This window comes from Arthrobacter sp. S2(2024) (genome assembly GCF_036662515.1).
Classification (GTDB): Bacteria; Actinomycetota; Actinomycetes; order Actinomycetales; family Micrococcaceae; genus Arthrobacter.
Genome location: NZ_JAYKZI010000003.1, coordinates 211,008 through 236,453, shown reverse-complemented (window position 1 = coordinate 236,453; position 25,446 = coordinate 211,008). Strand labels below are relative to the sequence as shown.

General features: G+C 64.5%; 24 protein-coding genes. 10 read left to right on the top strand and 14 right to left on the bottom strand.

The features are described from left to right. Positions 1 to 5 precede the first annotated feature (5 nt). From VLA65_RS07625 to VLA65_RS07585, 9 genes are all read left to right on the top strand, one after another. Complete coding sequence (locus VLA65_RS07625; protein ID WP_307053968.1) at positions 6 to 995, top strand: LacI family DNA-binding transcriptional regulator; 990 nt, start codon at positions 6 to 8, stop codon at positions 993 to 995. A 2-nt stretch (positions 996 to 997) separates the two neighbouring features. Next, positions 998 to 1,978 carry a 2-hydroxyacid dehydrogenase gene (locus VLA65_RS07620; RefSeq protein ID WP_332602156.1) on the top strand — a complete coding sequence of 327 codons (981 nt, stop codon included), beginning with the start codon at positions 998 to 1,000 and terminating at the stop codon, positions 1,976 to 1,978. Beyond that, the gene (gene manD, locus VLA65_RS07615; protein ID WP_332602155.1) at positions 1,975 to 3,192 is read left to right on the top strand and encodes a D-mannonate dehydratase ManD; all 1,218 of its coding nucleotides are present in this window, start codon (positions 1,975 to 1,977) and stop codon (positions 3,190 to 3,192) included. The genes VLA65_RS07620 and manD overlap by 4 nt, the downstream gene beginning before the upstream one ends. Before the next feature lie 3 nt (positions 3,193 to 3,195). Then, positions 3,196 to 4,719: a mannitol dehydrogenase family protein gene (locus VLA65_RS07610; protein ID WP_332602154.1), complete on the top strand. Its 1,524-nt coding sequence runs from the start codon at positions 3,196 to 3,198 to the stop codon at positions 4,717 to 4,719. Further along, positions 4,716 to 5,768, top strand: coding sequence for an alcohol dehydrogenase catalytic domain-containing protein (locus VLA65_RS07605; protein ID WP_332602153.1), 1,053 nt, complete (start codon positions 4,716 to 4,718; stop codon positions 5,766 to 5,768). The genes VLA65_RS07610 and VLA65_RS07605 overlap by 4 nt, the downstream gene beginning before the upstream one ends. 48 nt (positions 5,769 to 5,816) lie before the next feature. Continuing rightward, positions 5,817 to 7,193 carry an MFS transporter gene (locus tag VLA65_RS07600; RefSeq protein ID WP_307053964.1) on the top strand — a complete coding sequence of 459 codons (1,377 nt, stop codon included), beginning with the start codon at positions 5,817 to 5,819 and terminating at the stop codon, positions 7,191 to 7,193. A gap of 77 nt (positions 7,194 to 7,270) precedes the next feature. After that, positions 7,271 to 7,945, top strand: a complete 675-nt coding sequence (locus VLA65_RS07595) for a bifunctional 4-hydroxy-2-oxoglutarate aldolase/2-dehydro-3-deoxy-phosphogluconate aldolase (protein WP_284988162.1) — start codon at positions 7,271 to 7,273, stop codon at positions 7,943 to 7,945. Further along, positions 7,942 to 8,895: a sugar kinase gene (locus VLA65_RS07590; protein ID WP_332602152.1), complete on the top strand. Its 954-nt coding sequence runs from the start codon at positions 7,942 to 7,944 to the stop codon at positions 8,893 to 8,895. Before VLA65_RS07595 ends, VLA65_RS07590 begins: the two co-directional genes overlap by 4 nt. 209 nt (positions 8,896 to 9,104) lie before the next feature. Next, complete coding sequence (locus VLA65_RS07585) at positions 9,105 to 10,349, top strand: serine/threonine-protein kinase (RefSeq protein ID WP_332602151.1); 1,245 nt, start codon at positions 9,105 to 9,107, stop codon at positions 10,347 to 10,349. Between the two features lie 108 nt (positions 10,350 to 10,457). On the opposite strand, the gene VLA65_RS07580 is transcribed toward VLA65_RS07585, so the two are convergent. Further along, a complete protein-coding gene (locus tag VLA65_RS07580; protein ID WP_078107972.1) occupies positions 10,458 to 10,715 on the bottom strand; it encodes a DUF6458 family protein in 258 nt (85 codons plus the stop codon). Between the two features lie 222 nt (positions 10,716 to 10,937). Here VLA65_RS07580 and VLA65_RS07575 point away from each other — a divergent pair, with 222 nt between their 5' ends. Beyond that, positions 10,938 to 11,279, top strand: a complete 342-nt coding sequence (locus VLA65_RS07575; RefSeq protein ID WP_307053961.1) for a YegP family protein — start codon at positions 10,938 to 10,940, stop codon at positions 11,277 to 11,279. A 68-nt stretch (positions 11,280 to 11,347) separates the two neighbouring features. Here the strand turns inward: VLA65_RS07575 and VLA65_RS07570 are convergent, their stop codons facing one another. From VLA65_RS07570 to VLA65_RS07510, 13 genes are all read right to left on the bottom strand, one after another. After that, the gene (locus VLA65_RS07570) at positions 11,348 to 12,091 is read right to left on the bottom strand and encodes a polyprenol monophosphomannose synthase (RefSeq protein ID WP_059389224.1); all 744 of its coding nucleotides are present in this window, start codon (positions 12,089 to 12,091) and stop codon (positions 11,348 to 11,350) included. Between the two features lie 437 nt (positions 12,092 to 12,528). Then, complete coding sequence (locus VLA65_RS07565; RefSeq protein ID WP_332602150.1) at positions 12,529 to 14,205, bottom strand: amidohydrolase; 1,677 nt, start codon at positions 14,203 to 14,205, stop codon at positions 12,529 to 12,531. Between the two features lie 32 nt (positions 14,206 to 14,237). After that, positions 14,238 to 17,135 (bottom strand): DEAD/DEAH box helicase, encoded by a 2,898-nt coding sequence (locus VLA65_RS07560; RefSeq protein WP_306959705.1) that lies wholly within the window; start codon positions 17,133 to 17,135, stop codon positions 14,238 to 14,240. 24 nt (positions 17,136 to 17,159) lie between these two features. Continuing rightward, on the bottom strand, positions 17,160 to 17,954 hold the full coding sequence (tatC, locus tag VLA65_RS07555) for a twin-arginine translocase subunit TatC (protein ID WP_059389226.1): 795 nt from the start codon (positions 17,952 to 17,954) through the stop codon (positions 17,160 to 17,162). Between the two features lie 48 nt (positions 17,955 to 18,002). After that, positions 18,003 to 18,269 (bottom strand): Sec-independent protein translocase subunit TatA, encoded by a 267-nt coding sequence (tatA, locus tag VLA65_RS07550; protein WP_059389227.1) that lies wholly within the window; start codon positions 18,267 to 18,269, stop codon positions 18,003 to 18,005. 32 nt (positions 18,270 to 18,301) lie between these two features. Continuing rightward, positions 18,302 to 18,652 (bottom strand): hypothetical protein, encoded by a 351-nt coding sequence (locus VLA65_RS07545; RefSeq protein ID WP_059389228.1) that lies wholly within the window; start codon positions 18,650 to 18,652, stop codon positions 18,302 to 18,304. A gap of 20 nt (positions 18,653 to 18,672) precedes the next feature. Further along, positions 18,673 to 20,679: a helix-turn-helix transcriptional regulator gene (locus tag VLA65_RS07540; RefSeq protein WP_332602149.1), complete on the bottom strand. Its 2,007-nt coding sequence runs from the start codon at positions 20,677 to 20,679 to the stop codon at positions 18,673 to 18,675. Between the two features lie 95 nt (positions 20,680 to 20,774). Then, a complete protein-coding gene (locus VLA65_RS07535) occupies positions 20,775 to 21,170 on the bottom strand; it encodes an FKBP-type peptidyl-prolyl cis-trans isomerase (RefSeq protein WP_059389230.1) in 396 nt (131 codons plus the stop codon). Positions 21,171 to 21,219: 49 nt separating this feature from the next. Next, positions 21,220 to 22,164, bottom strand: coding sequence for an FKBP-type peptidyl-prolyl cis-trans isomerase (locus VLA65_RS07530; RefSeq protein ID WP_332602148.1), 945 nt, complete (start codon positions 22,162 to 22,164; stop codon positions 21,220 to 21,222). Between the two features lie 110 nt (positions 22,165 to 22,274). Then, the gene (pafA, locus tag VLA65_RS07525; RefSeq protein WP_284988171.1) at positions 22,275 to 23,639 is read right to left on the bottom strand and encodes a Pup--protein ligase; all 1,365 of its coding nucleotides are present in this window, start codon (positions 23,637 to 23,639) and stop codon (positions 22,275 to 22,277) included. A gap of 1 nt (position 23,640) precedes the next feature. Then, complete coding sequence (gene prcA / locus VLA65_RS07520) at positions 23,641 to 24,348, bottom strand: proteasome subunit alpha (protein ID WP_284988172.1); 708 nt, start codon at positions 24,346 to 24,348, stop codon at positions 23,641 to 23,643. A 1-nt stretch (position 24,349) separates the two neighbouring features. Continuing rightward, positions 24,350 to 25,159 carry a proteasome subunit beta gene (gene prcB, locus VLA65_RS07515; RefSeq protein WP_332602147.1) on the bottom strand — a complete coding sequence of 270 codons (810 nt, stop codon included), beginning with the start codon at positions 25,157 to 25,159 and terminating at the stop codon, positions 24,350 to 24,352. Between the two features lie 78 nt (positions 25,160 to 25,237). Continuing rightward, positions 25,238 to 25,441: a ubiquitin-like protein Pup gene (locus VLA65_RS07510; RefSeq protein WP_059389233.1), complete on the bottom strand. Its 204-nt coding sequence runs from the start codon at positions 25,439 to 25,441 to the stop codon at positions 25,238 to 25,240. Positions 25,442 to 25,446 lie beyond the last annotated feature (5 nt).

Here is a 25,446-nt window from a genome sequence, read left to right as displayed (position 1 = left end):
GACAGATGTCGGCAAAACTCACGGATGTCGCAAAGCTGGCGGGGGTCTCCTTGGCAACTGCGTCGCGGGCGTTCGGGGATCCCGGCCGGCTGGCAGCCGAAACGCGGCAGAAGGTCATGGCCGCTGCCGAGCAGTTGGGTTACGACGTGCCCGGAGTGACGGGCAGCCGGACGTTCGGCGTCATCGTCCCCGACATTTCAAATGCGGTGTTCGCCGCCCTCATCAAAGCCATCCAGGACCAGGCATGGCATGGCCGCCACCGGATGGTCCTCGCCGACACCTCCGAATCGTCCTCGCGGGAACGCGCACATCTTGAATCCTTTGCCACGGGCGTGGATGGCATCATCCTTTGCTCACCCCGGCTGCCTTCCGAGCAGATTCACGATCTCGCGGGCAGCGCACCGCTGGTCGTGATCAATGGCGAGGCGGAGCACGCCGCACGGGTGCTCATGGAGGCCGGCGAGGGAATCCGCCAAGCCGTCGAGCATCTCTACGCCCTCGGTCACCGCAAGCTTGCTTACATTCCCGGACCCGCGTCATCGTGGGCCAACGGCCAGCGACGTGCAGCTATCACCCGCTTCTGCGCCGATTGGGGCATCGAACTCGTGACCGTGGGGAACCAGAATGCAACGGTCGACGGCGGACTGGCCGCGGCGGCTTCCGTGGTCGCCAGCGGTGCCACCGCGGTGATCGCCTACAACGACCTGGTCGCCATCGGCATGCTCGCCGGCGCCCGTACCCTTGGCTACCACTGCCCGGAGGACATCAGCGTTGTCGGCATCGACGACCTCGACATTGCCGCCGCGGCAGAGCCGGGGCTCACCTCCATCCGCGTACCCATTGACCGAAGCGGCGCCCTCAGCCTTGAGCTCCTCCTGGAGCAGATGGCCGGAAAGCCGACAGCAACTGAAGCCGTGCACCTCAGTTCACAACTCATCGTGCGTGGCTCCACTTTTGCCGCGCGCACCGCAGAGCAAGCCCTCCAGGGAAAGTAGCCATGAGAATCGTCATCGCAGACCCCAACCTGATGCCCCACCGCTCCACTTTCGAAACCGCGCTCCCCGAGGGCGCCCTTGCCTCCTGGCACGACAGCTGGAGCGAGCATGCGGTGCTCACCGACCTCAAAGATGCCGACGTCTACGTCGGGCCACGTTTCACCGAAGCCATGGGCTCGGCCGCGGGCAACTTGCGCCTGGTCCACGTGGGCGGTGCCGGATACGACGGTATCGACGCGTCCGCACTGCCCGCAGGGGCGGTGTGCGCGAACACCTTCCACCACGAAAGCTCCATTGCCGAACACATCGCCACGGTTTTGGTGGCCCTCCGTCGCAACCTGATCGGTCAAGACGCGGCGCTTCGGAGCGGTGTCTGGTCTTCGTCCGTCTACTCTTCCGAGATCCGGCAACCGGAAACACTGCGCGGCGCCGTCGTGACATTCCTCGGGTTCGGGCACATCGGCGGAGCGGCATGGTCGCTCCTCAAGGCCTTCGGCGCCGAAGGCATCGCCATCACCCGCAGCGGAAGCGTCGACGCACACGCCAACTCCTTGCGGTGGGCAGGCACCACTGAACGCCTCGGCGAGGCACTGAGCGAATCCGACATCCTCGTGGTCAGCATTCCGCTCACGGAGCAAACCACCGGCATCGTAGGCGCAGCCGAACTCGACGACCTCGGCCCGGACGGCTTGCTCGTCAACATTGCCCGCGGACCGGTCGTCGCCGAAGCCGCCCTCTACGAAGCCCTGAAAGACCGGCGGATCGCGGGCGCTGCGATCGATGTCTGGTACCAATACCCGGGCACTGACGGCCGCGGCGACCCTTCCACCCTGCCGTTCGGCCGGCTGGACAACGTCATCATGACCCCGCACTCCTCCGGCGTCACTGCAGAGACCTTCCGCAGCCGTGCACTTGAGATTGCCGAAAACATCACCCGCCTTTCCACGAACCAGCCGCTGAAGAATGTAGTGATTTCCCGATGACCCGAAAAATCGTCGACGTCGACGTCCTGGTAACCAGCCCCAGCCGCAACTTCGTCACCCTCAAGATCACCACCGACGACGGCATCGTCGGTTGGGGTGACGCCACGCTGAACGGCCGCGAACTCTCTGTCGCGAGCTATCTGCGCGATCACCTTGCCCCAGCCCTGCTGGGCAGGGACGCGGACCGCATCGAAGACACCTGGCAATACTTTTACAAAGGTGCATACTGGCGCCGCGGGCCGGTGACCATGGCCGCGATCGGCGCCATCGACCTCGCCCTCTGGGACATCAAAGGCAAGGCCCTCGGGGTTCCGGTCTACCAACTCCTGGGCGGCGCGGCCCGCGACAAGATCCTCACGTACACGCACGCCACCGGCTGGGACCTTCCGGAGTTGCTGGACTCGATAGACCAACGCCGCGAGCAGGGCTTCCGCGCCGTCCGTGCCCAGTCCGGCGTCCCCGGCCTCGACAAGGTTTATGGCGTCACCAAGGGTGCCGCGAGTTATGAACCGGCCGGACGCGGTGCCGGTCCAGTCGAAGAAGACTGGGACACCTCTGCCTACCTGCGCCACGCCCCGAAGATCCTCTCCGCAGTCCGTGAGCACGTCGGTCCCGAGCTGAAGCTCCTCCACGACGTCCACCACCGGCTCAACCCCACCGAAGCCGCCCGCTTGGCCCGCTCTTTGGAAGACGTGGACCTGTTCTGGCTCGAGGACGCCACCCCCGCCGAGAACCAGCGGCTGTTGCGCACGCTGCGCCAGCAGACCACCATTCCGCTGGCGATCGGCGAAGTCTTCAACACCGTCTGGGACACCGAGTTGCTCATCACTGAACGGCTCATCGACTACATCCGCACCGCCGTCGTGCATGCCGGAGGCATCTCCCACGTACGCAAGATCCTGGCTCTCGCCGAGGTCTACCAGATCAAGGGCGCACCCCACGGCCCGTCTGATGTCTCCCCCATCAACCTGTCCGCTTCGCTGCACCTGGGCCTGGCCACGAGCAACTTCGCCATCCAGGAGTACATGGGCTACGACCCCTTGGTCTCGGAGGTGTTCCAATCGAGCTTCCGCTTCGAGGACGGCTACCTGCACCCGGGTGACGAGCCAGGCCTGGGCGTCCAGGTTGATGAACATGCCGCAGCACGCTTCCCCTACACGCAGGCCTTCCTGCCCATCGCGCGGGAGCTCGACGGCTCCATGAAGGACTGGTGACCCATGGCCACGCCAATCCTGCCGCCGCTGAGCGCGGAAACGCCCGGAATCCTTCGCCGAAGCGTCGCCCCTGCTCCCGGCATCGTGCACCTCGGCTTCGGAAACTTCCACCGCGCACACCAGGCCGTGTACACGGAAGCCGCCATAGCCTCCCGCGGCGGTGACTGGGGAATCATCGGAGTTTCCAGCCGTTCCTCAGCCATTACCGACGCCATGCACGCCCAGGACATGCTCTACACCGTGGTGGAAATCTCACCCGAGGGATCGAAGTTCTCGACCCCTCGCGTGCACACAGATGCCTTCGTCGCGGCCCAGGAACCGCAGCGCGTGGTGGCCGTCATCGGTGCCGAGACCACGCGCATCGTGTCCCTGACGGTCACGGAAAACGGCTACACCTACAGCCCGGCAACAGGCTCGCTGAACGTTTCCGACCCTGACGTGCAGCACGATCTCGCCAACGGCGCTGCCCCCCGCACCCCGATCGGGCAGATCGTCCGCGGACTTCAGCAGCGGGCACGAACCCACGGTAAACCAGTGACGGTCCTCAGTTGCGACAACCTGGCGGACAACGGGCACCACACCCAACGGCTCGTCTGCGAATTTGCCTCATTGCTCCCGGCCGGCGAGGCCGCCGAGGCGCTGCAATGGATCGATGCGAACGTCACCTTTCCGTCATCCATGGTGGACCGGATCGTGCCCGCCACGACGGACCGCTACCGTAGCCTCGTCGCCGAACAACTCGGCTATGCGGACCAGATCCCCGTGCCGGCAGAGCCATTCACGATGTGGATCCTGGAGGACGACTTCATAGCCGGCCGCCCTGCTTGGGAGGCCGGAGGTGCGATCTTCACGGACGACGTCGCAGGCTACGAGCAGCTCAAGGTCAGGCTCTTGAACGGCACCCACTCCCTGATCGCGTACCTCGGAGCACTGTCCGGAGCGGCCACCATTCCGGATGCTGCTGGCATCGACTACATCGAAGCCGCCGCCCGCCGGGTCCTCCGCGACGAGTACCTGCCAAGCGTCACTGTGCCAGGGGCTGTCGACGTCGACGCCTACGAGGAGCAACTCTTCCTGCGTTGGCGCAATTCGGCATTGGGGCACCGGACCAGCCAGGTAGGCAGCGATGGCTCCGTCAAACTCCGCCAGCGGATCCCGATTCCCGCCTTGGAAATGCTCGACGCCGGGGCCGTGCCCCACTACCTCGCCCTCACCGTCGCCGCGTATCTCTCATGCATCGCACCTCTTCGAGGATTCGACCCCGGCAACCACGCCAACGCGATGCAGGACCCCGCCCGCGGGACACTGCAGGACCTCGCAGAGCGATCAAGCTCCGGGCGGGACCTCGCGGCGAAGGTACTCGGCGAACACCATCTCCTAGGTGACGAACTCGCGACCCGCGAAAGCTTCGTCCGGCGCACAGGCGAGCTGATCGACATCATCCACCGGCAAGGTCCCCTCGCCGCCGCAAACGCTGCCGCCGAGTCAACGTCACTACGTCCCGCACAGACCCGGAGCATCCGATGACCACCCAAACAGTCCGCCGCGCTGACGGAACCTCCCTGCCGCTGACCACGGAAGCCGCAGTGCTCCACGGCGCAGGCGAACTCCGGATCGAAGAGAAACCCCTCAAAGCCATGGGGCCGAAAGATGTCATCGTTGAAATGCGTTCGGGCGGCATCTGCGGCTCGGACATGCACTACTTCGCCGACGGCCGCAACGGCACCAATGTCCTCCGGCAGCCCACTGTCCTCGGCCATGAGGGAGCCGGCGTCGTCATTGCGGCCGGTGAAGCTGCAAGCATTGCCGCGGGCACCGCCGTCGTGATTGAACCGGCGCTCCCGTGCCGGAATTGCCCAACCTGCCTCTCCGGACGCTACAACCTCTGCCCGGCGGGGACCTGCTTCGGCTCCCCGCCCACGGACGGTCTCTTCGCCCGCCACGTGGTGGTGCCCGGCGCCGCCCTCCACGAGCTCCCGGCCAACATCCCGGCCGAGATCGGGGCAGCGATCGAGCCCCTCGCCGTCGCCGTCTGGGCGGTTGAACGCGCCCAGGTGCGGGCCGGGCACCGGGTGCTCATCACAGGCGCCGGGCCGATCGGCCTGCTCGTGGCGCAAGTGGCGGCCTGCCGCGGCGCGTCGGAGATCGTCGTGACCGACGTCAACGACGACCGTCTGGCTGTTGCTGCCCGGTTCGGCGCCACCCGGACCATCAACACGTCGGTGACGGCCTTGGACCTGAAAGACATGGATCGCCTGATCGAATGCTCAGGCAACACCAGGGCGCTGGCTGACGGAATCCTGACACTTGCCCCTGCCGCCCGGGCAACCGTCGTCGGCCAGGCCCGCCCCACCGTCGACGGGATCCCGCTCGGCTTCCTCCAACGCTTCGAAATCGACTTGGTGACCGCGTTCCGGTACGCCAACGCGTTCCCGACGGCGATTCAGCTCGCTTCATCGGGGGCTGTGGACCTCCGGTCCATCATCACCTCCACGTTTGACCTCGCGAACGCCGCGGCCGCACTCACGGCGCCCGTGAGCGACCCCACCAACCTCAAAGTCCTCATCACCTACTGACTCGGCCCACGTACGGGCCAGCGGACATCCATTCAAAGGAGTATGGAAATGACCACAGCAGCGAACCTCCCGCCCACGCCAGTGGACCAAAGCAAGGTCCGGAAAGCCGCCGTCGCCGGACTCATCGGCACCACGCTTGAACTGTACGATTTCGTCATCTACGGCACCGCGTCGGCACTCGTGTTCAGCAAGCTCTTCTTCCCCAACATTTCCCCCGCGGCGGCGCTGCTGGCCAGTTTCAGCACCTTCGCTGTTGGATTCCTGTTCCGGCCCCTCGGCGGGATCTTCTTCTCCCACTTCGGCGATCGGCTTGGCCGCAAGTGGGTCCTGGTGGTCACCCTGCTGCTCATGGGTGGGGCGACCCTGGCCATCGGGCTCCTGCCGACCTTCGGCCAGGTAGGGCTCCTTGCCCCGATCCTGCTGTGTGTCTGCCGCGCTGCCCAGGGCTTCGGCGCCGGTGCTGAACAATCCGGCGGCGCAACACTGCTCACCGAATCCGCCGCCCCTGGAACCCGGGGCAAGCTGGCCTCGCTGATCATGGTTGGCGCGGCCGCCGGAACGGCGCTCGGCGCACTCGTGTGGATCGCGGCCCAGTCGCTGGCACCCAACGACATGCTCACGTGGGGCTGGAGGCTCGTCTTCCTCTCCAGCATCTTCGTGACCATCGCAGCGCTGGTCATCCGGCGCAAGCTGGACGAATCACCGGTCTTCGAAGAGATCAAGCAGGCCCGCACGGAACCCCCGGCACCCCTGCGGGAAGTTGCCAAATACGGCAAGGCCAACGTCCTGCGCGTCATCCTGATGAACCTCGGCGTCAGCACCCAGTCATACACGATCCAGGTGTTCATGGCCTCGTACCTCATCACCGTGATCGGAACGGACCCGAAGTTCATTCCCCCTGTGCTGCTCATCGGTTCGCTCTGCGGCGGGGTCGCGGCGGTCTCCTTCGGAATCCTGTCCGACAAGATCGGGCGCCGGCGCGTCGTATCACTTATCACCGGCGCACTCATCCTGTTCCCGGCCCCAGCGTTCCTGCTGCTGACCACCGGCTCGCCGGTAGCCATCGTGTTGGTGATCGTGGTCGGCTTCGTCCTGGCATGCCAAGGCGTGGTGGGCGTGCACATGAGCTACTTCCCGGAGATCTTCGGCAGCCGCTACCGCTACGCAGGCGTCACCTTGGGCCGCGAGTTCTCTTCCATCATCGGCGGAGGCATCGCTCCCATGATCTGCGCGGCACTGCTGGGGATGTTCAGCAACTCCTGGATTCCCGTGGCGATCTATATGTCGGCGACCATGCTGATCAGCTTCATCGCCACCCGCATGTCACCGGAAACCCTGAACCGCGACCTCACGGACCCCGAGGACGCGGCACACGGCAAAAGCGGGATTATCGCGGTGACCTCCGAAGCGCAGCACGTCCAATAGCACCCGAAGGGCAACCGACGGCGGCAAGTGCCGCCGTCGGGAAGGCCCGCCAACCAACCAAGATACGAAGGGCATCCATGTTCCATCTCGAAACCCCGGACACCGTCTCCAGTCCGGCGCCATCCGCCATCCTCCTCGACACCAGGGTCGTGGCAGTGTTGCGGGCCAAGCATGCCAAGGACTACAGCCCCGTCATCGAAGCCCTTCGGGTCGGCGGTGTGCTCAGTATCGAGTTGACCTTGAGCACGCCCGGAGTGTTTGAGGAGCTTCCCCTGTTGCTCGATCGCTTCGGCGATGCCGTGGAAATCGGCGTCGGCACGGTGACCACTCCTGCTGAGGCCGAAACGGCACTCGACCTGGGCGCCGCGTACATCGTTACGCCCATCACCGAACCGGACGTCATCACTGCCTGCACTCGACGCGGCGTGCCCGTCTTTCCCGGTGGGCTCACTCCCACCGAGCTCCACACCGGCTGGAAGCTAGGCGCCACCGCCGTCAAACTCTTCCCCGCATCCACAGTCGGGCCCGGCTACATATCGCAACTCCGCGGCCCCTTCCCTGACATCCAAGTGGTCCCGTCAGGCGGCCTCACTATCGAAGACGTACCTGCATGGATCCGCGCAGGCGCATTGGCGGTGAGCCTCGGAGGGCCGCTCCTCGGCGATGCCTTCAAGGGCGGGAGTCTGCCTGAGTTGACCACGCGGGCGCGACGGGTCCGGAACCTCGTTGATGGGGCGCGTGAATCCCGATGAGTCAAGGAACATATGTCGTCACCCTTGGCGAAACCATGGCGCTCATGGCTTCGGACAAGGCCGGCCCGCTGGCCCATGCGTCCACCATGAGCCTCGGCATCGGAGGGTCTGAGTCCAATGTCGCCATCGGCCTGCAACGCCTGGGTGTCCAAGCTGTCTGGTGCAGCCGCATCGGCGCGGATTCCCTCGGCCAGCTTGTAGAGCGGGAGATCCGCGCAGAGGGCGTCGTCGTCCACGTGACGGTGGACGACGACGCGCCGACCGGCCTGATGGTCAAGGAACGCCGGACCCCCACAGCCCAGAAAGTTGCGTACTATCGCTCCGGCAGTGCGGGTTCCCGGATTGCGCCCGACGACGTCGACGAACGGCTGATTGCGGGGGCGGCGTTGCTCCATGTCAGCGGGATCACCCCGGCACTCTCTCCGCAGGCCGCTTCCACCCTTCACTACGCTGTCGCCGCAGCCAAAGCAGCCGGTGTTCCGGTATCTCTCGACCTGAATTACCGCAGCAAGCTCTGGGACGCCGAGGCCGCCGGAAGCGCCTACCGCGAGATCATCCCGCACGTGGACATCGTCTTCGCGGGCCTTAAGGGGGCCGAACTCGCAGTCGGGACAGTCCGCGACGCCGAAGAGGCCGCCAGGCGCATCGCCGCCATGGGTCCGGGCCAAGTGATTATCAAGTTGGGCGCAGATGGCGCGTTGGCATTCATCGACGGCCAACTCTTCCGACAGGAAGCCATGGAAATCGACGTCCTCGATACCGTGGGCGCCGGCGACGCGTTCGTGGCCGGATACCTCGCCGAATTCGTCGAAGGCTTGGGGGCTGGGGAGCGTCTTCAGACAGCCGTCAGAACCGGTGCATTTGTGTGTCTCGTGCCCGGCGACTGGGAGGGGCTCCCCCGGCGCGATGAACTGAGACTCCTCGGCAACCCTGAACCGGTCAGTCGATGAGCACCTTCTTTGTAGGGCCTACGCGGTAGGGGCCTACGCGGCCGCACCAAGCTTGAAGCGATGGGAAGCTCGATCTGGCCCGCCGCGCCGAACCGTAACCTTCCCTCCATTCAGGACGATTACCCCACAGGGGACGAATGTCCATGTCCCCGGCAAAGGGGGCCTAGACTGTACGGGCTCCGTCGGTTCGAAGAATGCGAGGTAAACCCGTGCCGGATGGCCCTATCACTGGAGACAGCGATGCTCTTATTGCGGGTCGGTACAGGCTGGGAACCCTGATCGGCCGCGGCGCGACTGCGTCGGTGTACCGGGCACAGGACGAGAGGCTAGGCCGCGACGTGGCGCTAAAGCTCTTTGCTCCCCAGCTCGGAGGGCCGGACGAGCTTGCCCGGCATGAAAACGAGATGCGGCTCCTGGCGACATTCAACCATCCGTCACTCGTGACTCTCTTCGATGCCGGTACCGACCATCGGGACCCGGAGCATGCCCGGACATTCCTCACTATGGAACTGATTCATGGTCCGGATCTGTATTCCAGATTGCGGGACCGGCCGCTGACGACCCAAGACGTAGCCCACATAGGAGCGGATCTGGCGTCGGCCCTGGAATACGTCCATGGGCGCGGGATCATCCACCGCGATATCAAACCTGCGAATGTCCTCCTGCCTGAAACCCCGGTAGGGTCACCCATCCGGCCCAAGCTCACCGACTTCGGAATCGCCCGCATCATCGAGGGAACGCGCCTGACGGCAACGGGCACCATGGTGGGAACCGCCGCGTACTTGAGTCCGGAACAGGCCACCGGCTCTGCCCTCGGACCGGCCAGCGATATCTACTCCCTCGGCCTTCTCCTCCTCGAATGCCTGACCGGAAAGCTCGAGTACCCGGGAACCAGCGTGGAGTCGGCCGTTGCGCGGCTCCACCGGCCGCCCCGTGTGCCGGAGGCCCTCGGGACGCGGTGGGTTGACCTCCTCGCCGCCATGACATCGACTGAGCCCTCCGCCCGGCCCGGCGCACTGGAGGTTGAGCAAGCACTGCGGGATGCCTTCAGTTCCGGCGTTCCCGCGCCAACGCCCGTTGCCCCGAATGGAGCCACGCAGACCCTTCCCCGCATGCCCGATCGGCCGCCCCGCACCGCGAAGGCCACCGTCCAGATGCGGGTGCAGCCCGCGGCAATGGCGGGGCGGGGGAAGCCCGTAATCCGAGCGCGCCGAAAGGCGTGGGCCGTCGGTGCGGCACTTCTTACCACCGCACTGGTGATTGTTGGTGTGAGTGCCTTCCAGCCGCCTGCGCCCGCCGCACCGGACCCGTCAGTCTCGGCAACGCCCACGCCCAGCACCCCCACGCCGACGCCTTCACCGAGCGTTGAGATATCGACGCCGGTTGCTCCGGCTCCTGTAGCACCGGTGCCGCCGGGGCGCCACAAGGGCAACGGCAAGGGAAACGGCGGTTAGGAACCGGCGCTTGGTCTGAGGACGGGCAACAATGCGTTTGATCGCCGTCCGGGCACATGGAAAAGGGGAGGGCCGGCACGCCGACCCTCCCCTTCGTTCCTATTGTTGCTAGATTCCGCCGTCGCGGGTGTCCCTGGTCACGATGCGGTCCCCCGTGACGGGGTCTACTGTGGCGCGGCTTTCGCTGATTCGACGGGTCCGGCGCGGGCCGAACACGAAGAGGGAAACGATCAAGCCGATGACGCCGACGACCATGAGGATGTAGCCGACCATATGGAGGTCGATGAATGACACGACATCTCCGGGGATCGCGAAGGCCAGAATGGCGCCTATCGCAATAAGGAAGATGGATGATCCGATACCCACTGGTGTACCTCCTGCTGAACCGCGGACCCGGCGGTGGCGGGTATTACTAAGCTTACTTTGCATCGCCAAAACTACACGTCGACGCCCCATCCGGCAACCACATCCCTGCGGAATCCGGGATCTGTGCGGCGCAAGGGGCTAAACGCTAAGGGTGCTTTGTTTTGAGGTGACCGCCGGGTACGGTCGTTAGAAGGACGATATGTCTCTATTGGGGAGGTCAGCGTGGCAGGAAAGTTTGAACTATTTGTCGATGCCCGGGAACGCTACAGGTTCCGGCTTAAGGCAGCGGACGGGACCGTCATGGCGGTCTCGAAGGATTTTGAGACAAAACGCGCCGCAGTGGTGGGAATCCGCGAAGTGCGGGCATGCGCGGGAATGGGACTGATCACGGACCTGTGCCCGGGCCAGCCGGCAGCACCCGGACCGGCATCCGGAATCTCCGCGCCAGCCCTTCCAGAAGCGAGGCCGCCCCGGGGCCGGAGTTGGCTGGGCCGAACCTCCATCGCTCGCAAGCGCGGCAACAAAGCACTGACGTCCAAGCGGTGGCCGAACCTGGTCAAATAGCGCCGGACTGCGGAAAAGGCCGGTTCCGCACTCTTCAGAGAGTGCGGAACCGGCCTTGTCTGTTAAGCCTACTTTGAGACCGGGGTCTTCTTCCGGGTCAGCGCGGCCCACCGGGAGGCGAGCCCCCACTTGGTGACGTTGATCATGGCCTCAACAACTATATTGCCGCTCATCTTGGAGGCACCAAGCTCGCGCTCAACAAATGTGATAGGGCATTCGACGATCTTCAGGCCGAGCTTGGCGACCCGCCACGCCAGATCCACCTGGAAACCGTAGCCAACCGATTCGACCTGGTCCAGCTTGAGCGCCTCTAGCGTGCTGCGCCGGAACGCGCGGTAGCCGCCGGTGATGTCCTTGATCTTCAAGCCAAGCATGAGCCGGGCGTAGGTGCTCCCCGTGCGTGAAATCGCTTGACGGTAGAACGGCCAGTTCACCGTGCCGCCACCGGGAACCCAGCGTGAGCCCATCGCAAGGTCGGCGCCGTCGTTGATCGCGTCAAGCAGCAACGGGAGCTGCTCGGGCTGGTGCGAACCATCGGCGTCCATCTCGACAAGGACGTCGTAGCCGGCGGCCATGCCCCATTTGAATCCGGCGATATACGCGGCTCCGAGGCCTTCCTTGCCCTTGCGGTGCAGGACATGGACCTGGCCGTCCTCGGCGGCGATGCTGTCGGCTAGCTGTCCCGTGCCGTCAGGGCTGTTGTCGTCGACAACCAGGACGTCTGAGGCGGGCACAGCCGCGCGCAGCCGTCCGAGGGTCTTGGGTAGCGATTCCAGCTCGTTGTACGTGGGGATGATCGTCAGGACACGCAAGAAGAGGCCTTTCCTTGATGGAGCGGTCAGTGGGCCGGAGCAGCAGCGTGGCTGGCATTCAGGCGCAACTCTCCATTATAGAACGACAACTTGACGTACCTGGGGACACCTGTGGCGTCCGCCACATGGGTCGCACTTGGCCGCGGGCAGGCCCACTAGCGCAGGTCCAGTGCCGGCACGCGTGTTGAACTCGAGGCCGAACCGTTTTCTGCGGCGCAGTGGACCTGCCCACTACGAGTGCCACGGTCTTGGAAAACGGGTCCGTTGACTGTTTTTGGCAGCGGACCCCACCGCGGCCAGACAACCAGGTATTTCCTGTGGAAGCCTGTTGACCCTAAATGCTACGGACTTCACAAATCCTGTCAAGCGCCGCCTGAGCTGGGGCTTTATCTATACATGCAGGTCAGGGGCCCCAGGACCGGCAAAGCTATCTGCAACTATGACCGCAAAATTTCGCTCGCGAAGATCTCCTGGCCTTCGCGTACGGTCTGCAGGCAAGCGGGATCGCTACCGCTGTCCAGCGCGGGGAGGAGGGGCGTCCGTGCACGTGGATCGGTAGACCAGGACTGGACGCGGTCGTCGGCCACCTGCACCATCAGCTCTTCGACTTCCCACACCGCAAAACTCGCAGGTGCCCCGGGAACCAACTGTCCCATCAGCGGATTGCGCTCTTTGCCGGCCCGCCAACCGGCCCGGGTGTGTCCGAGGAACGCTGCCCGCGCCGAAATGCGCTGATCCGGATTGCTGTGTTCCAAGCATGCCCTGACGCTGGACCATGGGCGCAACGGGGTGACCGGGCTATCGCTTCCGAAGCACACCGGCACGCCCGTGGAGTAATACGAAGCGAAGGGGTTCATGGCCACGCTTCGCGCCCCCAGGCGCTGCTCGTACAGTTTTCCCGCCCCGCCCCAGGTGGCATCGAAGGCGGGCTGTGCGCTCACTGTGATCGAATATTTCGCAAGCCGGGCGAGATCGCCGGCATCGGCCATTTCCACATGCTCAAGACGGTGCGCGGCGGCACGGACCCGCTGCTCCCCCACCTCCGATGCGGCAACGTCAAAAGCGTCCAGCGCCGTCTTCAGTCCTGCGTCGCCAATGACGTGGAAGCCTGCCTGGATACCGAGCGCTGAACAGGCCGCAATGTGGCCGGCGGCTTCGTCGACGGAGACGTAGAGGCTTCCACGGTGGCCTGGAGCGTCGGCGTAGTCTGCGCTGAGGGCAGCCGTTCTCGAACCGACGGAACCGTCGATGTTCAAGTCCCCCGCCAGGCCAAGGACGGGCACGCCCAAGCCTTCCAGGATGGCAGAGGCGTGCTCGGCCGATGTGGCGAGTTCGCCCCAATAGGGAAGGATCCGGGGCACGCCCGCGCTGCCCTCCTTCCACGACGCAGAGTTCCACGACGCAGACATCCGAAGGTCGTCGACGCTGCAAATGTGCGGGGCCGCCATCTCGGCCAAGGCGACATAGCCGTGGGCCGCAGCCTCGCGCAGGGCCAGTTCCTGGTATCGGCGGCGCTCGGAGTCGGGGAACTGCCTGGCGACCAGCCGGGCCGCGGCGTGGGCGGCCCTCAGGACGTGCGCCGAACCGTCGTAGCCATCGAGGCCGTCCAGCCCGGCCGCGGATGCCAAGGCGGATGAGGCAAGAGCCGAGTGCGCATCTACGCGCGCCAGGTACACCTTGCGCCCGCCCGCCGCGCGGTCGAGCTCCTCGGGCGTGGGCAGCGTCTTTTCGTGCCACACCGACTCGTCCCAACCGTGGCCAAGCACGACGCCGCTGGTACCGAGTGCCTTGGCGGCCAGGGCGACGGCGTCGAGCAACTCCCGCGCCGAGCGGACCCCGGCCAGGTGGAGGGAATCGGAAGCAATTCCGGTCTCCGTGAGGTGCATGTGGGAGTCTACGAAACCGGGCGCCAGCAAGGCTCCCCGGAGATCGATCACCTCCATCGATGAGTCGGCAATCGATGTTGCAGCCTGCTCAGAGCCAACCCAGGCAACAGTGTCACCGTCAACCAGCATTGCCGTCGCGAAGGGATCAGCGGCTGTGTAGACGGAGCCGTTCCGGTACATCGTGACCTTGCGGGGTCGGGTTTCGGCGGGCACGCCTGGATGAGTCATGGATATGCTCCTTGCTGGGAATCTGTGGTGTGTCAGGAGACGTTGGAGTAGGCGACGACGCCGCGCCGGACCAGATCGATCGCTTCGCGGCACATCTTGGTTTGGCGCCGTTCGAGCCCTGGAATCTTCGCCATCTGGTCCAGCAGGTCGATGACCTGCTTCGCCCAGCGCACAAAGTCGCCTGCAGCGAGGTCGGTGCCGCTGAGGACCTCCTGGAGATGGCGGCCCTTCGCCCACTTGAAGATGGGCCAGACAAGTCCCAGCTCCGGTTCGGCGGTGAGCGGGAGCCTGTTCTTGTCCTCGACGTCCTCCAACGCAGACCACTCCCGGACCACGATGTCCACGGACGTTTCGAGGGATACGGACGGCATTTTGGGTCGCAGGCCGCGATCGTCGCGCTTGGCTTGGTAGACCATCGTGCTGGCCAGCGCAGCCAGTTCGGCGCCATCGAGGTCCTTGATGGCCCCTTGGCGGATGGATTGGGAGATCAGTAGGTCTTTTTCGCCGTAGATGCGGCGCAGGCGCTGGCCGTCCGCGCTGATGGTGACATGGCCGGCGTCGGACGTCTGGAGGTAACCGTAAACGGCGAGGACATCGCAGACCCGGTCAAATGTCTTCGCGATCGTATTGGTACGGCCCTGGATCTGCCGGATGAGCCCATCGGTTTCATGCCGCAGTTTCCACCAGCGTTCGGCCCAACGGGCATGGTCCTCACGCTCGCTGCAACCGTGGCACGGATGGGCTCGGAGTGCCCGGCGAAGGTCTGCGATCTTCTTTTCCTGGTCCGGCATGTAGCGGGCGCGCCCGAAGTCCTCGCTCCGGTTCGTGCCGCGGGCCGGCGGACGCCCCTCCCGCACGGCATTCCGCATGGCGGATGCCAGATCACGGCGGGATTTGGGCAGCTTGGCGTTGAACGCCTTGGGAATCCGGATCCAGGACACGGGATCAACCGGCCCTTCGACTTCGTGGGCACCGATCCTGTGAAGCTGGTTGTCTTCCGTCAGGACCGCGGGCCGAGGTTCGCGCGAGTTCGGATCGGCATTGAGCACGACGGCGTAACCCGGCGTGCGTCCGCCCGGAACCTTGACGATGTCGCCGGGCATGAGCCGGCTCAGGGAGTCAACGGTCAGCGACTTGCGGGCCCGCGAGGTGCTCCTCGAGGCGAATTGTTCTGCCTCGCTGAGATCCCGCCTGAGCTTGGCGTACTCGGTGAAATCGCCGAGGTGGCACTTCATGGATTCGGCATAGCCGGCCAGGGACTCTTCACGGCTTCGCACCTGCCGGGCCAGCCCAACGACTGAACGGTCCGCCTGGAACTGGGCGAACGACGATTCGAGGATCTGCCGTGCCCGGGGCCGCCCGAACTGGGCAATCAGGTTGATGCTCATGTTGTAGGTAGGGCGGAAGCTTGAGTTGAGCGGATAGGTGCGCCGCGAAGCGAGGCCGGCGACGGCAGCAGGATCCGTACCCGGTTGCCAAAGCACCACTGCGTGGCCTTCGACGTCGATTCCGCGCCGTCCCGCCCGGCCGGTCAACTGGGTGTACTCCCCCGCGGTGATGTTGACGTGGGCTTCGCCGTTGAACTTGTCGAGCTTCTCCAGGACGACACAGCGTGCGGGCATGTTGACGCCCAGGGCGAGGGTCTCCGTGGCGAAAACGGCTTTGACCAGGCCATCGGCGAAGAGTTTCTCGACGACTTCCTTGAAGGTCGGCAGCAAACCGGCGTGGTGCGACGCGAGCCCGCGGAGCAGCCCGTCGCGCCAACTCCAAAAGCCCAGGACATCGAGGTCGTCGGCGGGAATCTCCCGGCTCGCCTCGTCCACCCGGGACGCAATGATCTGCTGTTCGCGCTCGGTCGTGAGCCACAGCCCGGCCGCGGCACACTGCGCAACAGCTCCGTCGCAACCGGCGCGGGAGAAGATGAAGGTAATGGCCGGAAGCAGTCCTTGACGGTCCAGGCTCGCAATGATCTGGGGCCGGCTGGCCTTGCGCACCGGGCTGCGCTGCTCACTGGCTGTGTTGTCACGCTGGCGGTCCTGCCGCCGGCGGCTGCGTCCGCCATGGCCAAAGCGGCCGCGGAAGTTCATCTGGCTTTCCGCCCGTGCCATGGAAAGCAACTCCGGGTTGACCTCGAATTCCCTTTGCGGGGGGTTCCTGTCGGGCTCCCGCACTGGCTCCGGCACGGATCCTTCGCCGTCTGCTGCCTCCGGAGCGATCTCGTCAAAGGTGGTATCCCCCGCGAAGAGATCAACGATCTCACGCCCCACCATGACGTGCTGCCACAAGGGGACGGGACGGTGTTCGGAGACAATCACGTCGGTGTGTCCACGCACCGTGTCCAGCCACGCGCCGAACTCTTCCGCGTTGGACACCGTGGCGCTCAAGGAAACCACTTGCACTTCGCTGGGCAGGTGGATGATCACTTCTTCCCAGACTGCGCCGCGGAAGCGGTCTGCCAGGTAGTGCACCTCATCCATCACGACGTAGCCAAGGTCCCCCAAGGTGTCCGAATCGGCATACAGCATGTTCCTCAGGACTTCAGTGGTCATCACCACGATCGGAGCCTCGCCGTTGATGGTGGTGTCGCCGGTCAGCAGTCCCACGCTTGAGGCACCATACTTCGCCGATAGCTCGGAGAACTTCTGGTTGCTCAGCGCTTTGATCGGCGTCGTGTAGAACGCCTTGAGCCCGCGTTCGAGGGCCAAGTAGATGGCGAACTCGCCGACGATTGTCTTCCCGGCCCCCGTGGGCGCCGCCACGAGTACTCCCTTGCCTTCCTGGAGCGAACGGCACGCGTCACGCTGGAAAGGGTCAAGCTCGAACTCCAGCGACTGGGCAAAGGTGCCAAGATAAGTTTTCGACTCGGCACTCCGTTGCGCTGCTGCTTGAAAGGCTTCTGAGGGCGAAAGGGCCCCTGAATTGGAGGACATGCTTCAAGCCTAGTGGCCGTGGGACTACAGGTTCTCCAGATCGGAGGCGGGTGTGGCGAGGTCGGCCGTGGCTTCCGTCTCGGCGGCAATCTTCGACTGCTGGCGGGCGCGACGTTTGTCGTTCAGCATGCAGAGACCAATCGCGGCGAAGAACAGCACCAGGAGCGGGCCGGCAAGCATGAACATTGACAGCGCGTCCGCACCGGGCGCGGCAACCGCTGCCAGGACAAACACGAGAAAGACCGTGATGCGCCAGGCCTTGAGGATTGTCCTGCCGCTCAAGACGCCCGCCATGTTGACGCCCACCAGCACCACCGGTACCAGGAAGGCGATACCCAGGAAAAGAAGCATGTGCGTAGCGAACGTCAAGTACTGGGAAGCGTCGATGTTGTTGGCACCGTTTTGTGGAGTGAACTGCAGCAGTGCCCGCACGACGTTCGGAATCACCAGCCAGGCGACGTACACGCCAACCAGGAACAATGGCACAGCGGCGGCCATGTACCCGAGCGTGTACCGGCGTTCCTTCTTGGTCAGGCCGGGAGTAATGAAGGCCCAGACCTGGTAGATCCAGATGGGGCTTGAGAGTACCAGGCCGATCTGGATAGCAATGCGGAGCTTGAAGTCGAAGGGATCGGCCACGCTAGCGAAGTTCAGGACCGCGGTGCGTTTGGTCTCTTGCGCGATCTTGACCAATGGATCCGACAGGCTGTTGACTACCGGCTCATAGAGGAACCACCCTGCCACGGCGCCTAGGAGAATGCCGATGGCAGACTTGATCAGCCGGTTCTTAAGCTCCCTCAGGTGGTCTAGGAGCGCCATCCGCCCTTCGGGGTTGGCTTTGCGGCCCGTCTTCGTTGCCACTACTGCTTAGCTACGGCTTGCAGGCGGAACGTCGGTGTCGTTGCCGCTCTTGTTCGCTTCGGGGTGGTTGACCACTTTGCCTTCAACGGGGTCCGTGTCGTCCTTGGCCGCCGGCTTGCCGTCGTTCTTCATTTCCTTGACTTCGGATCTGATGATGCGCATCGATTGGCCGAGGCTGCGGGCCATGGCAGGCAGCTTGGGTGCCGCGAAGAGCAGCAGGGCCACGATGATGATAATGACAATTGGCCAAGGGCCATCAAATAGTCGTCCCACGGGAAGTCCTTTCGTTGGAATACATCCTACGTCTAACTGAAATCGATGTCGTGCAGAGACTGGGGTTGGCCCCGTTCCGCTTTGCGCTTAACGCGCTTCTGGCGACGCACTTCCTGGCGGGAGGCCTTGGCCGTCACGTAATCATGACGCATCTGTTCCGGTGAGGCAAAAACGGCCGCACCGAACACTTTCACTGGAGACTCGCCGTCGTCGTCGGGGCGTTCGGGAAGGTGCGTGCGGTGCCCTAGCCGCTCGCCTGCGGCACTCAATTCACGCACCGTGGCCATGAACTTCCGGAAAAGCCGGACGCCCAACAGGACGTAGCAAAGCAGCGACACCGCGATCAGCGCGAGCCATAAAAGGATCCAGGACCACCAAGGCATCTGAGTAGTCTAACCAGCCTTCATTGCTTGTACTGCGCAAGTGCGGCAGCCAGCCAGGCGACCGAGGCGTCGGCAAGCCCCTCTGGCGCCAGTATGCGGGCCGCACCGCCGTGCTGTGCGACAAACATCGGCAACCAGTCCGCATTTCCGAACCGGACCTCGGCAAGCAAGCCGCCGTCGGGAAGCACGGCCGTCCGTTCCGCATAATAGTCATCCGCCAGCCCCGCGCCTTGCCGGGTCAGCTGGAGCACGACCACCACGTCGTCGTCGTTCGGTGTGTACAGCTTCACCGGGACGCCCTCCTCGGTGCTTGCGCTCTTGGAAACGGAACGGCCGTTGGGCTCGATCTCCTCGATGCGGTCCAGGCGGAAGTTCCGCAGCCCGGCTTTGCTGTGGCAGTACGCCTCGAAGTACCAGGTGTTGTCCAAGGAATAAAGCCGGAAAGGGTCGACGTCCCGTTCGGACACGGAGTCGTGCTGCTGCGACAGGTAGCGAAGCCGCAATTGGCGGCCCGCCTGGATCGCGCGGGTGATGGTGTCGAACGCCCCGGCGTCGGCCGGGGCGACGGGCGGGCCGGCGACTGCCGCCGCCAAACGGCCGGCCTCCCCTGCCGCGCCGGTGAGCTTCAGTGTTACTGACTGCAGGGCTCCGCTTTGCTCGTCCTCCGACATTCCGGCCTGGGCGGGAAGCCCGCCCAGGGTCGCCAAGCCCGTCAGCAGGGCGGAAGCCTCGTCAACACTGAAGCCGATGGGCCGGTTGAGGTCGAGGTGCTCGCGGATGTAGACGTGCTCGTTTTCCCAATCGATATCGAACAAGTCATCCGGATAGCCTTCGGGGCGGCCGGAGCAAATCAGGATCTTCAGGTCCTCGACTAGTTCCTCGCGGGTGACACCGAAACGGTCCGCCACTTCCTGGATGGGCAGGCCCTGGTTATGGACAAGGAAGGGGACCAGCTGGAGCATGCGGTTGAGCTGGTCTTCCGAGGTCCGCTTACGCGCCCGCGGTGCCGGTCCGGCGTCTTCGAAGCGGACCTCGACGGCGGGGCTCGAAGCGAACGCGGCGGCAGCCTCAAGGCGACGGATCACGGCGTCGCGCAGCTCGGGAGGTCCCTCCACGAGCACGTGGGGACCGTAGGAGGCCAGTTCTTCGGCGAGCAGTTCGCTATCCCGGTACGGCACGGAGAGGCGGTCCCTTCCCATCCGGGAGCCACTGACGCCTCCGGCTCCGCCGACACCCACCGCGCGCTTGCGAAGACCCAGCAGACGGCCTTCGGCGACGTCGAGCTGGGCCTCCTGCAAGGGAAGTTCATTGAGGCCGTCCAGTTCGGCACGGGTATCAAACCCTGGGGGGATTTCGCAGTGATACGCCGTCTCAACGTGAACATCGCTCGTCATCCGGGACAGCCTGAAAAACCGTTTCGCTTTCCGGCCCCTGTCGTAGCCCACCAGGTACCACTGGCCGAACCGGCTCCCGAGGCCCCAGGGCTCTACCATCCGGCGTTCGTCTTTGCCGGTACTCGCGGCACGGTAGCCAAAACTCACAGGGTGCCGGCCGTTCATGGCCACGATGATGTCGTCAAAAGCCTGGCCGGCGGGCTTGATGCGCGGTTGGACGCCGGCGGGGAGTTCGACGTCGGCAAGGTCGCCGGAAGCCTGCAGCTTACGTAGCGCGCTTGCAGCGGCAGAGCCAAGCGCCGCGCGTTCCCACAGCTGCGCGGCCAGAAGCAAAACCGTACCCTCGGCCGGCGTCAGGTGCACATACGGCAATCGATTGGACTCCTTGCCGATCCGGTATCGGGTCGAAGCGGGATCGTCCGAGCCGAAACCGTGGTCAAGGAGCGTTTCGATGTCGAAGCCAAACCGCTTCAGCTCCGCCTTGTCCCGCTCAAACATGCGTCCGAACGCGACGTCGCTCTCGCCGGAATCGTGATAGACCTGCTGCCTGAGAACGGCCCGTGACAGCCCGTATTTCGTGTTCAGAAGGGCGATCAGCAGGTTCAGGAGTCGTTCGGTACGTGATGCGGACACGCCTGCTACGTTACTAAATTCCTCCGGCAAAGGCGGAAGGCGCGTCTGCAACCGGATTTCTCCGGCTGCAGACGCGCCTTCCCATGCTGCGAAACCTAGCGGACTGCTACGAGGTCCACCACGAAGATGAGGGCTTCGTTGGGCTTGATCGCCCCGCCCGCTCCACGGGAGCCGTAGGCAAGCTCGGACGGGATTTCAAGGCGACGGCGGCCGCCGACCTTCATGCCAAGCAGGCCTTGGTCCCAGCCCTGGATGACCTGGCCGACTCCCACGCGGAAGTCCAGCGGTGCGCCGCGGCCCCAGGACGCGTCGAATTCCTCGCCGGTGGACCAAGCAACGCCAACGTAGTGGGTGGAGACGGTGTCGCCGGCCTGAGCCTCGGCTCCGTCACCAACGATGATGTCCTTGATAACGAGTTCCGTCGGGACGTCGCCCTCCGGGAAGTCGATCTCCGGCTTAGTGCGGTCGTAATCGCGCTGACCAAATGACATGGGTACTCCTCAATTTGATAGGGACGGTGTTATGGAGGTTTGCGGATGCTTACTGGGCGCCCAGGATGTCCACGACGAAGACGAGGTCGCCTGTGGGCTGGCCCTGGGCCGCGGCGCCGTCGCCATACGCGAGGCTCTTGGGAATGACCAAGAGGACGCGGGAGCCGACCGTCTTGCCGGCAAGGCCTTGCGTCCAGCCCTTGATGACGCCGTTGAGCGCGAAGCTGGCGGTTTGGCCCTTGTCGTAGCTGGAGTCGAACTTCTTGCCATCAGCCAAGGTGACGCCGACGTAGTTGACCGTCAGGGTGTCCGTTTCCTTGACGACCGCGCCCTTGCCCTTGATGAGGTCCTGGGCGACGAGGGCCGACGGCGCCTTCGCGCCGTCAACGGAAATCTGCGGAATTCCCTTGTCGTCGACCTTGACCGTGGGGAGGCCGGCGGGCGGGTTAACGGTATCGCCCTCGGGCTTGTCCAGGGGCTTGACAGCGTCCTTGACGCCGGTGACCTTGAAGACCACCAGCTGGGATGACGTTGCCGCTGCTTCAGCCGAAGCAGGAGTTCCCGGGACGGCGAAAGCGATGTCGGCGCCGACCTTCGCACCGACCAGAGCGTTGTAGAGCACAGCGCTGCCGGTCTTGAGCTGGTCGTTCAGTTCGACGGGCTGGGACCCTGTCGGGAAAGTGTCTTCGAGGGTCTTGCCGTCCTTGCCGTCGACGGCAATGTAGGTGATCTGCGCCACCTGTCCGGCCTTCACCTTGTCGCCGGTGCCGTCGCTGACCATTTTGATGGTCGGCTGCGTTACGTCCAGCGGCTTGTTGAATTCCAGGCCGGGTGCCTTCTTGTCTCCATTGTCGGAGACCTTAAGGGAATCCAGCTTGGCGACTTCGCCGGCGGACTGACTGGTGGGCTCCGGGGTTGCTGTTGGTGCCGGGCTTCCGCCGCATGCGGTCATCAGCAAGAGGCCGGGGATAAGAATTGCTAGTAGACGTCGCACAAATTGAACTTTCGTCGGGGCAAAAGGAGGGCATGGACGGGCCAGGCTCGGCCATGCGCGTAGAGGCCTGTTAAAAGGCCAACCTCCAGAGTAGCGGGTGAAGCTGGGAGTCAGCTCATCGAGTCCAGGAGGGCATCTACTCTTTCGTCGACGCTGCGGAAGGGATCCTTGCACAAAATCGTCTGGTGCGCGCGGTCGTTCAACTTCAGATGGACCCAATCCACGGTGTAGTCACGGCCGAGTTCCTGGGCGCGCCGGACGAAGTCGCCGCGGAGTTTTGCCCGGGTGGTCTGCGGCGGCGCATCCACTGCATCCTTGATGTCCGTGTCGGCAACCAGACGCCGCGCCGCGCCGCGGGACTGGAGCAGGAAGAAGAGCCCGCGCTTGCGTGAGATGTCGTGATACGTCAGGTCCAATTGCGCGATCCGCGGGGAGTCCAGGCCGATTCCATGGCGGCGCATGTACCCATCCATCAGCTTCTTCTTGATGGCCCAGTCCACTTCCGTGTCTATTCCGCTGGTATCGCCGCTATCGATCGCGTCCAGCGTCCGCTCCCAAAGATCCAGGATGAGCGGCACGTGCGGATTGTGGGCTCCATTCGATGCGACAAAAGCGGTGACCTTTGCAAGGTACTCCCGCTGGATGTCCAGGGCCGTCAGTTGCCTGCCGTTGGCCAGGCGAACCAAAGCCTTACCGCTGAGATCATGGGAGATTTCCCGGATGCTTCGGATGGGGTTCTCCATCCGCATGTCCCGCATGATCACTCCGGCCTCAATCATGCGCAGGAGCAGATCCACCGTTCCCACCTTCAAGAGCGCGGTGGTCTCGGACATGTTGGAATCGCCGACGATCACGTGCAGACGACGGAAGAACTCGGCATCGGCGTGCGGCTCGTCACGGGTGTTGATGATGGGGCGGGATCTCGTCGTCGCCGAAGACACGCCTTCCCAAATGTGGTCGGCACGCTGGGAGAACGCGAACGTGGCCCCGTGGGGCGTCTTCAGGACCTTGCCCGCACCTGCGATCAGCTGACGCGTGACGAGGAAGGGAATGAGGATCTCCGCGAGCCGCGAGAACTCGCCCCGCCGCGGAATCAGGTAGTTTTCGTGGCTGCCGTAGGAATTGCCGGCGGAATCGGTGTTGTTCTTGAACAGGTAGACCGTTCCGTTGAATCCCTCCGCCGCAAGCCGGGCCTGTGCTTCATCAACGAGGTCATCGAGGATGAGCTCCCCCGCCCTGTCGTGGGCGATCAGCTGCGCGAGGTCGTCGCATTCCGCGGTGGCGTACTCCGGGTGCGAGCCGACATCCAAGTACAGGCGCGAGCCATTCGTGAGGAAGACGTTTGAGGAGCGTCCCCAGCTCACTACTTTGCGAAAGAGGTACCTGGCCACTTCCTCGGGAGCCAACGGCCGTGAGTCGGGGCTCGAGTACGAAATACCGAACTCCGTTTCGATCCCGAATATCCTCTTGTCCATCTCAGGCCTCCCCTGCCAGCAGTTGCGTGATTTCGTCAGCCCTGAGCCGCCGGAATGCCCTCCGGGATCCGCGCCCGCTTTCCGGACTCCGGTCCAACACCGCGGCTTCGACTGCCGTCCCGGGAAGCGCGTCCACTTCCTTGTCCGTGGCCAGCGCCTTGACGGCCAATCGAAGCGCCCCGGCCAGGCTGAGGTCAGCCTTCCAACCGCGGCCCACCGTCTCGGCAACTTGCTCGGCCAAGCCGCCCATCACCACAAAACCGTTCTCGTCGGCAATCGAGCCGTCGAAAGTCAGCCGATAGAGGTGGTCCTCGGCCTGCGTGTGCCCGACCTCTGCCACCGCCAGCTCGACTTCGAAAGGTTTTTGTTCCGCAGTGAAGACGGCGCCAAGGCTCTGCGCGTAGACGCTGGCCAGACCGCGTGCGGTGACGTCCTCGCGATCGTATGAATAGCCGCGGACGTCGGCGTAGCGGACACCGGCTTGCCGAAGACTCTCAAACTCGTTGTACTTCCCCACGGCTGCGAACGCGATCTTGTCGTAGATCTCACCGATCTTGTGGAGCGACGGCGAAGGGTTTTCAGCCACCAGCGCGATGCCGTCAGCGCAACTGATCACGACGACGGACCGGCCGCGGGCGATACCCTTCCGCGCGAAGTCCGCACGGTCCTTCATCAGTTGTTCGGGCGAAACATAAAACTGCTGGGTCATCTCAGGCCTCCCGTCCGGCGACTGCGCGCGATTCAACGATCGCGCCGGCGATCGCTGCCAGCTCCCGTTCCGACACCCTGCGGGCACCGGCACGGTTGACCGTGTAGACCACCGGCCAGAGCTGCCGGACCGGGTCCGGACCGCCCGTGGCGGAGTCGTCGTCGGCGGCGTCGTAGAGGGCTTCAACCGCGACGGCGACAGCCTCGTCTTCGGTGAGGTTCGGCCGCCACAGCTTCTTCAGGGCGCCGCGTGCGAAGACCGAACCCGAGCCGACCGAATGGTGCTCCAATTCCTCGTACCGTCCCCCGGTGACATCGTAGGAGAAAAGCCGTCCCACGCCGGCTGCCTGGTCGAAGCCCGCGAAGAGCGGGATCACCGCGAGGCCTTGCATGGCCATCGGCAGGTTTCCCCGGATCATGGCGCCAAGCCTGTTGGCTTTGCCGTCCAGGCTCAGCAGAGTGCCCTCGATCTTTTCGTAGTGTTCCAGTTCCACTTGGAACAACCGCGTGATGTCGATGGCCAGCCCCGCGGTCCCGGCAATTCCCAGGACGGAGTATTCGTCGGCCGGGAAGACCTTCTCGATGTGCCTGCTGGCGATCACATTGCCCATCGTGGCACGCCGGTCCCCCGCCATCAGGACGCCACCGGGGTAACTGAGGGCGACGATCGTTGTGGCATGGGGCACGGGGGGAATCTGTCCCGCGGGCAGCGCTTGATTAAAGGGGAGGAGTTCAGGCCTGGAGCGTTGCAGATGCTCTATGAACGAAGACGTTGCTTGGGTGGCCAGGTGGCCGGTTGATGGATCCTGCATTGCTGCGCTCCTTCGACTCTGACATCCGATGCCCGGCGGCCTCGCGCCGGCCGGGCCCTTGGCTTAGCTGGCGGCTGGCTATTGGCCGCCCTTTTGCACAAATGCCCTGACGAACTCTTCGGCGTTCGATTCAAGCACGCCGTCGATTTCGTCGAGGAGATCGTCCACGCCCTGCGTCGCTACCGAGGCCTGGGCCTCTGGCGCTGCGGGCGGCGCCTCGGGGGCGTCGGTCTCTACCTCGACGTCCCGCGACTGCGGTTGCTGCTGCTCCTGAGCTGCCATTTCCT

Bases quoted from the DNA above. Each gene is read 5' to 3' on its own strand.
- VLA65_RS07510 (WP_059389233.1), bottom strand. From the start codon at position 25,441: ATGGCAGCTCAGGAGCAGCAGCAACCGCAGTCGCGGGACGTCGAGGTA.
- VLA65_RS07595 (WP_284988162.1), top strand. From the start codon at position 7,271: ATGTTCCATCTCGAAACCCCGGACACCGTCTCCAGTCCGGCGCCATCC.
- VLA65_RS07545 (WP_059389228.1), bottom strand. From the start codon at position 18,652: ATGCCTTGGTGGTCCTGGATCCTTTTATGGCTCGCGCTGATCGCGGTG.
- VLA65_RS07590 (WP_332602152.1), top strand. From the start codon at position 7,942: ATGAGTCAAGGAACATATGTCGTCACCCTTGGCGAAACCATGGCGCTC.
- manD (WP_332602155.1), top strand. From the start codon at position 1,975: ATGACCCGAAAAATCGTCGACGTCGACGTCCTGGTAACCAGCCCCAGC.
- VLA65_RS07620 (WP_332602156.1), top strand. From the start codon at position 998: ATGAGAATCGTCATCGCAGACCCCAACCTGATGCCCCACCGCTCCACT.
- VLA65_RS07600 (WP_307053964.1), top strand. From the start codon at position 5,817: ATGACCACAGCAGCGAACCTCCCGCCCACGCCAGTGGACCAAAGCAAG.
- VLA65_RS07625 (WP_307053968.1), top strand. From the start codon at position 6: ATGTCGGCAAAACTCACGGATGTCGCAAAGCTGGCGGGGGTCTCCTTG.
- pafA (WP_284988171.1), bottom strand. From the start codon at position 23,639: ATGGACAAGAGGATATTCGGGATCGAAACGGAGTTCGGTATTTCGTAC.
- VLA65_RS07560 (WP_306959705.1), bottom strand. From the start codon at position 17,135: ATGTCCTCCAATTCAGGGGCCCTTTCGCCCTCAGAAGCCTTTCAAGCA.
- VLA65_RS07605 (WP_332602153.1), top strand. From the start codon at position 4,716: ATGACCACCCAAACAGTCCGCCGCGCTGACGGAACCTCCCTGCCGCTG.
- prcA (WP_284988172.1), bottom strand. From the start codon at position 24,348: ATGACCCAGCAGTTTTATGTTTCGCCCGAACAACTGATGAAGGACCGT.
- prcB (WP_332602147.1), bottom strand. From the start codon at position 25,159: ATGCAGGATCCATCAACCGGCCACCTGGCCACCCAAGCAACGTCTTCG.
- VLA65_RS07610 (WP_332602154.1), top strand. From the start codon at position 3,196: ATGGCCACGCCAATCCTGCCGCCGCTGAGCGCGGAAACGCCCGGAATC.
- VLA65_RS07565 (WP_332602150.1), bottom strand. From the start codon at position 14,205: ATGACTCATCCAGGCGTGCCCGCCGAAACCCGACCCCGCAAGGTCACG.
- tatC (WP_059389226.1), bottom strand. From the start codon at position 17,954: ATGGCGCTCCTAGACCACCTGAGGGAGCTTAAGAACCGGCTGATCAAG.
- VLA65_RS07535 (WP_059389230.1), bottom strand. From the start codon at position 21,170: ATGTCATTTGGTCAGCGCGATTACGACCGCACTAAGCCGGAGATCGAC.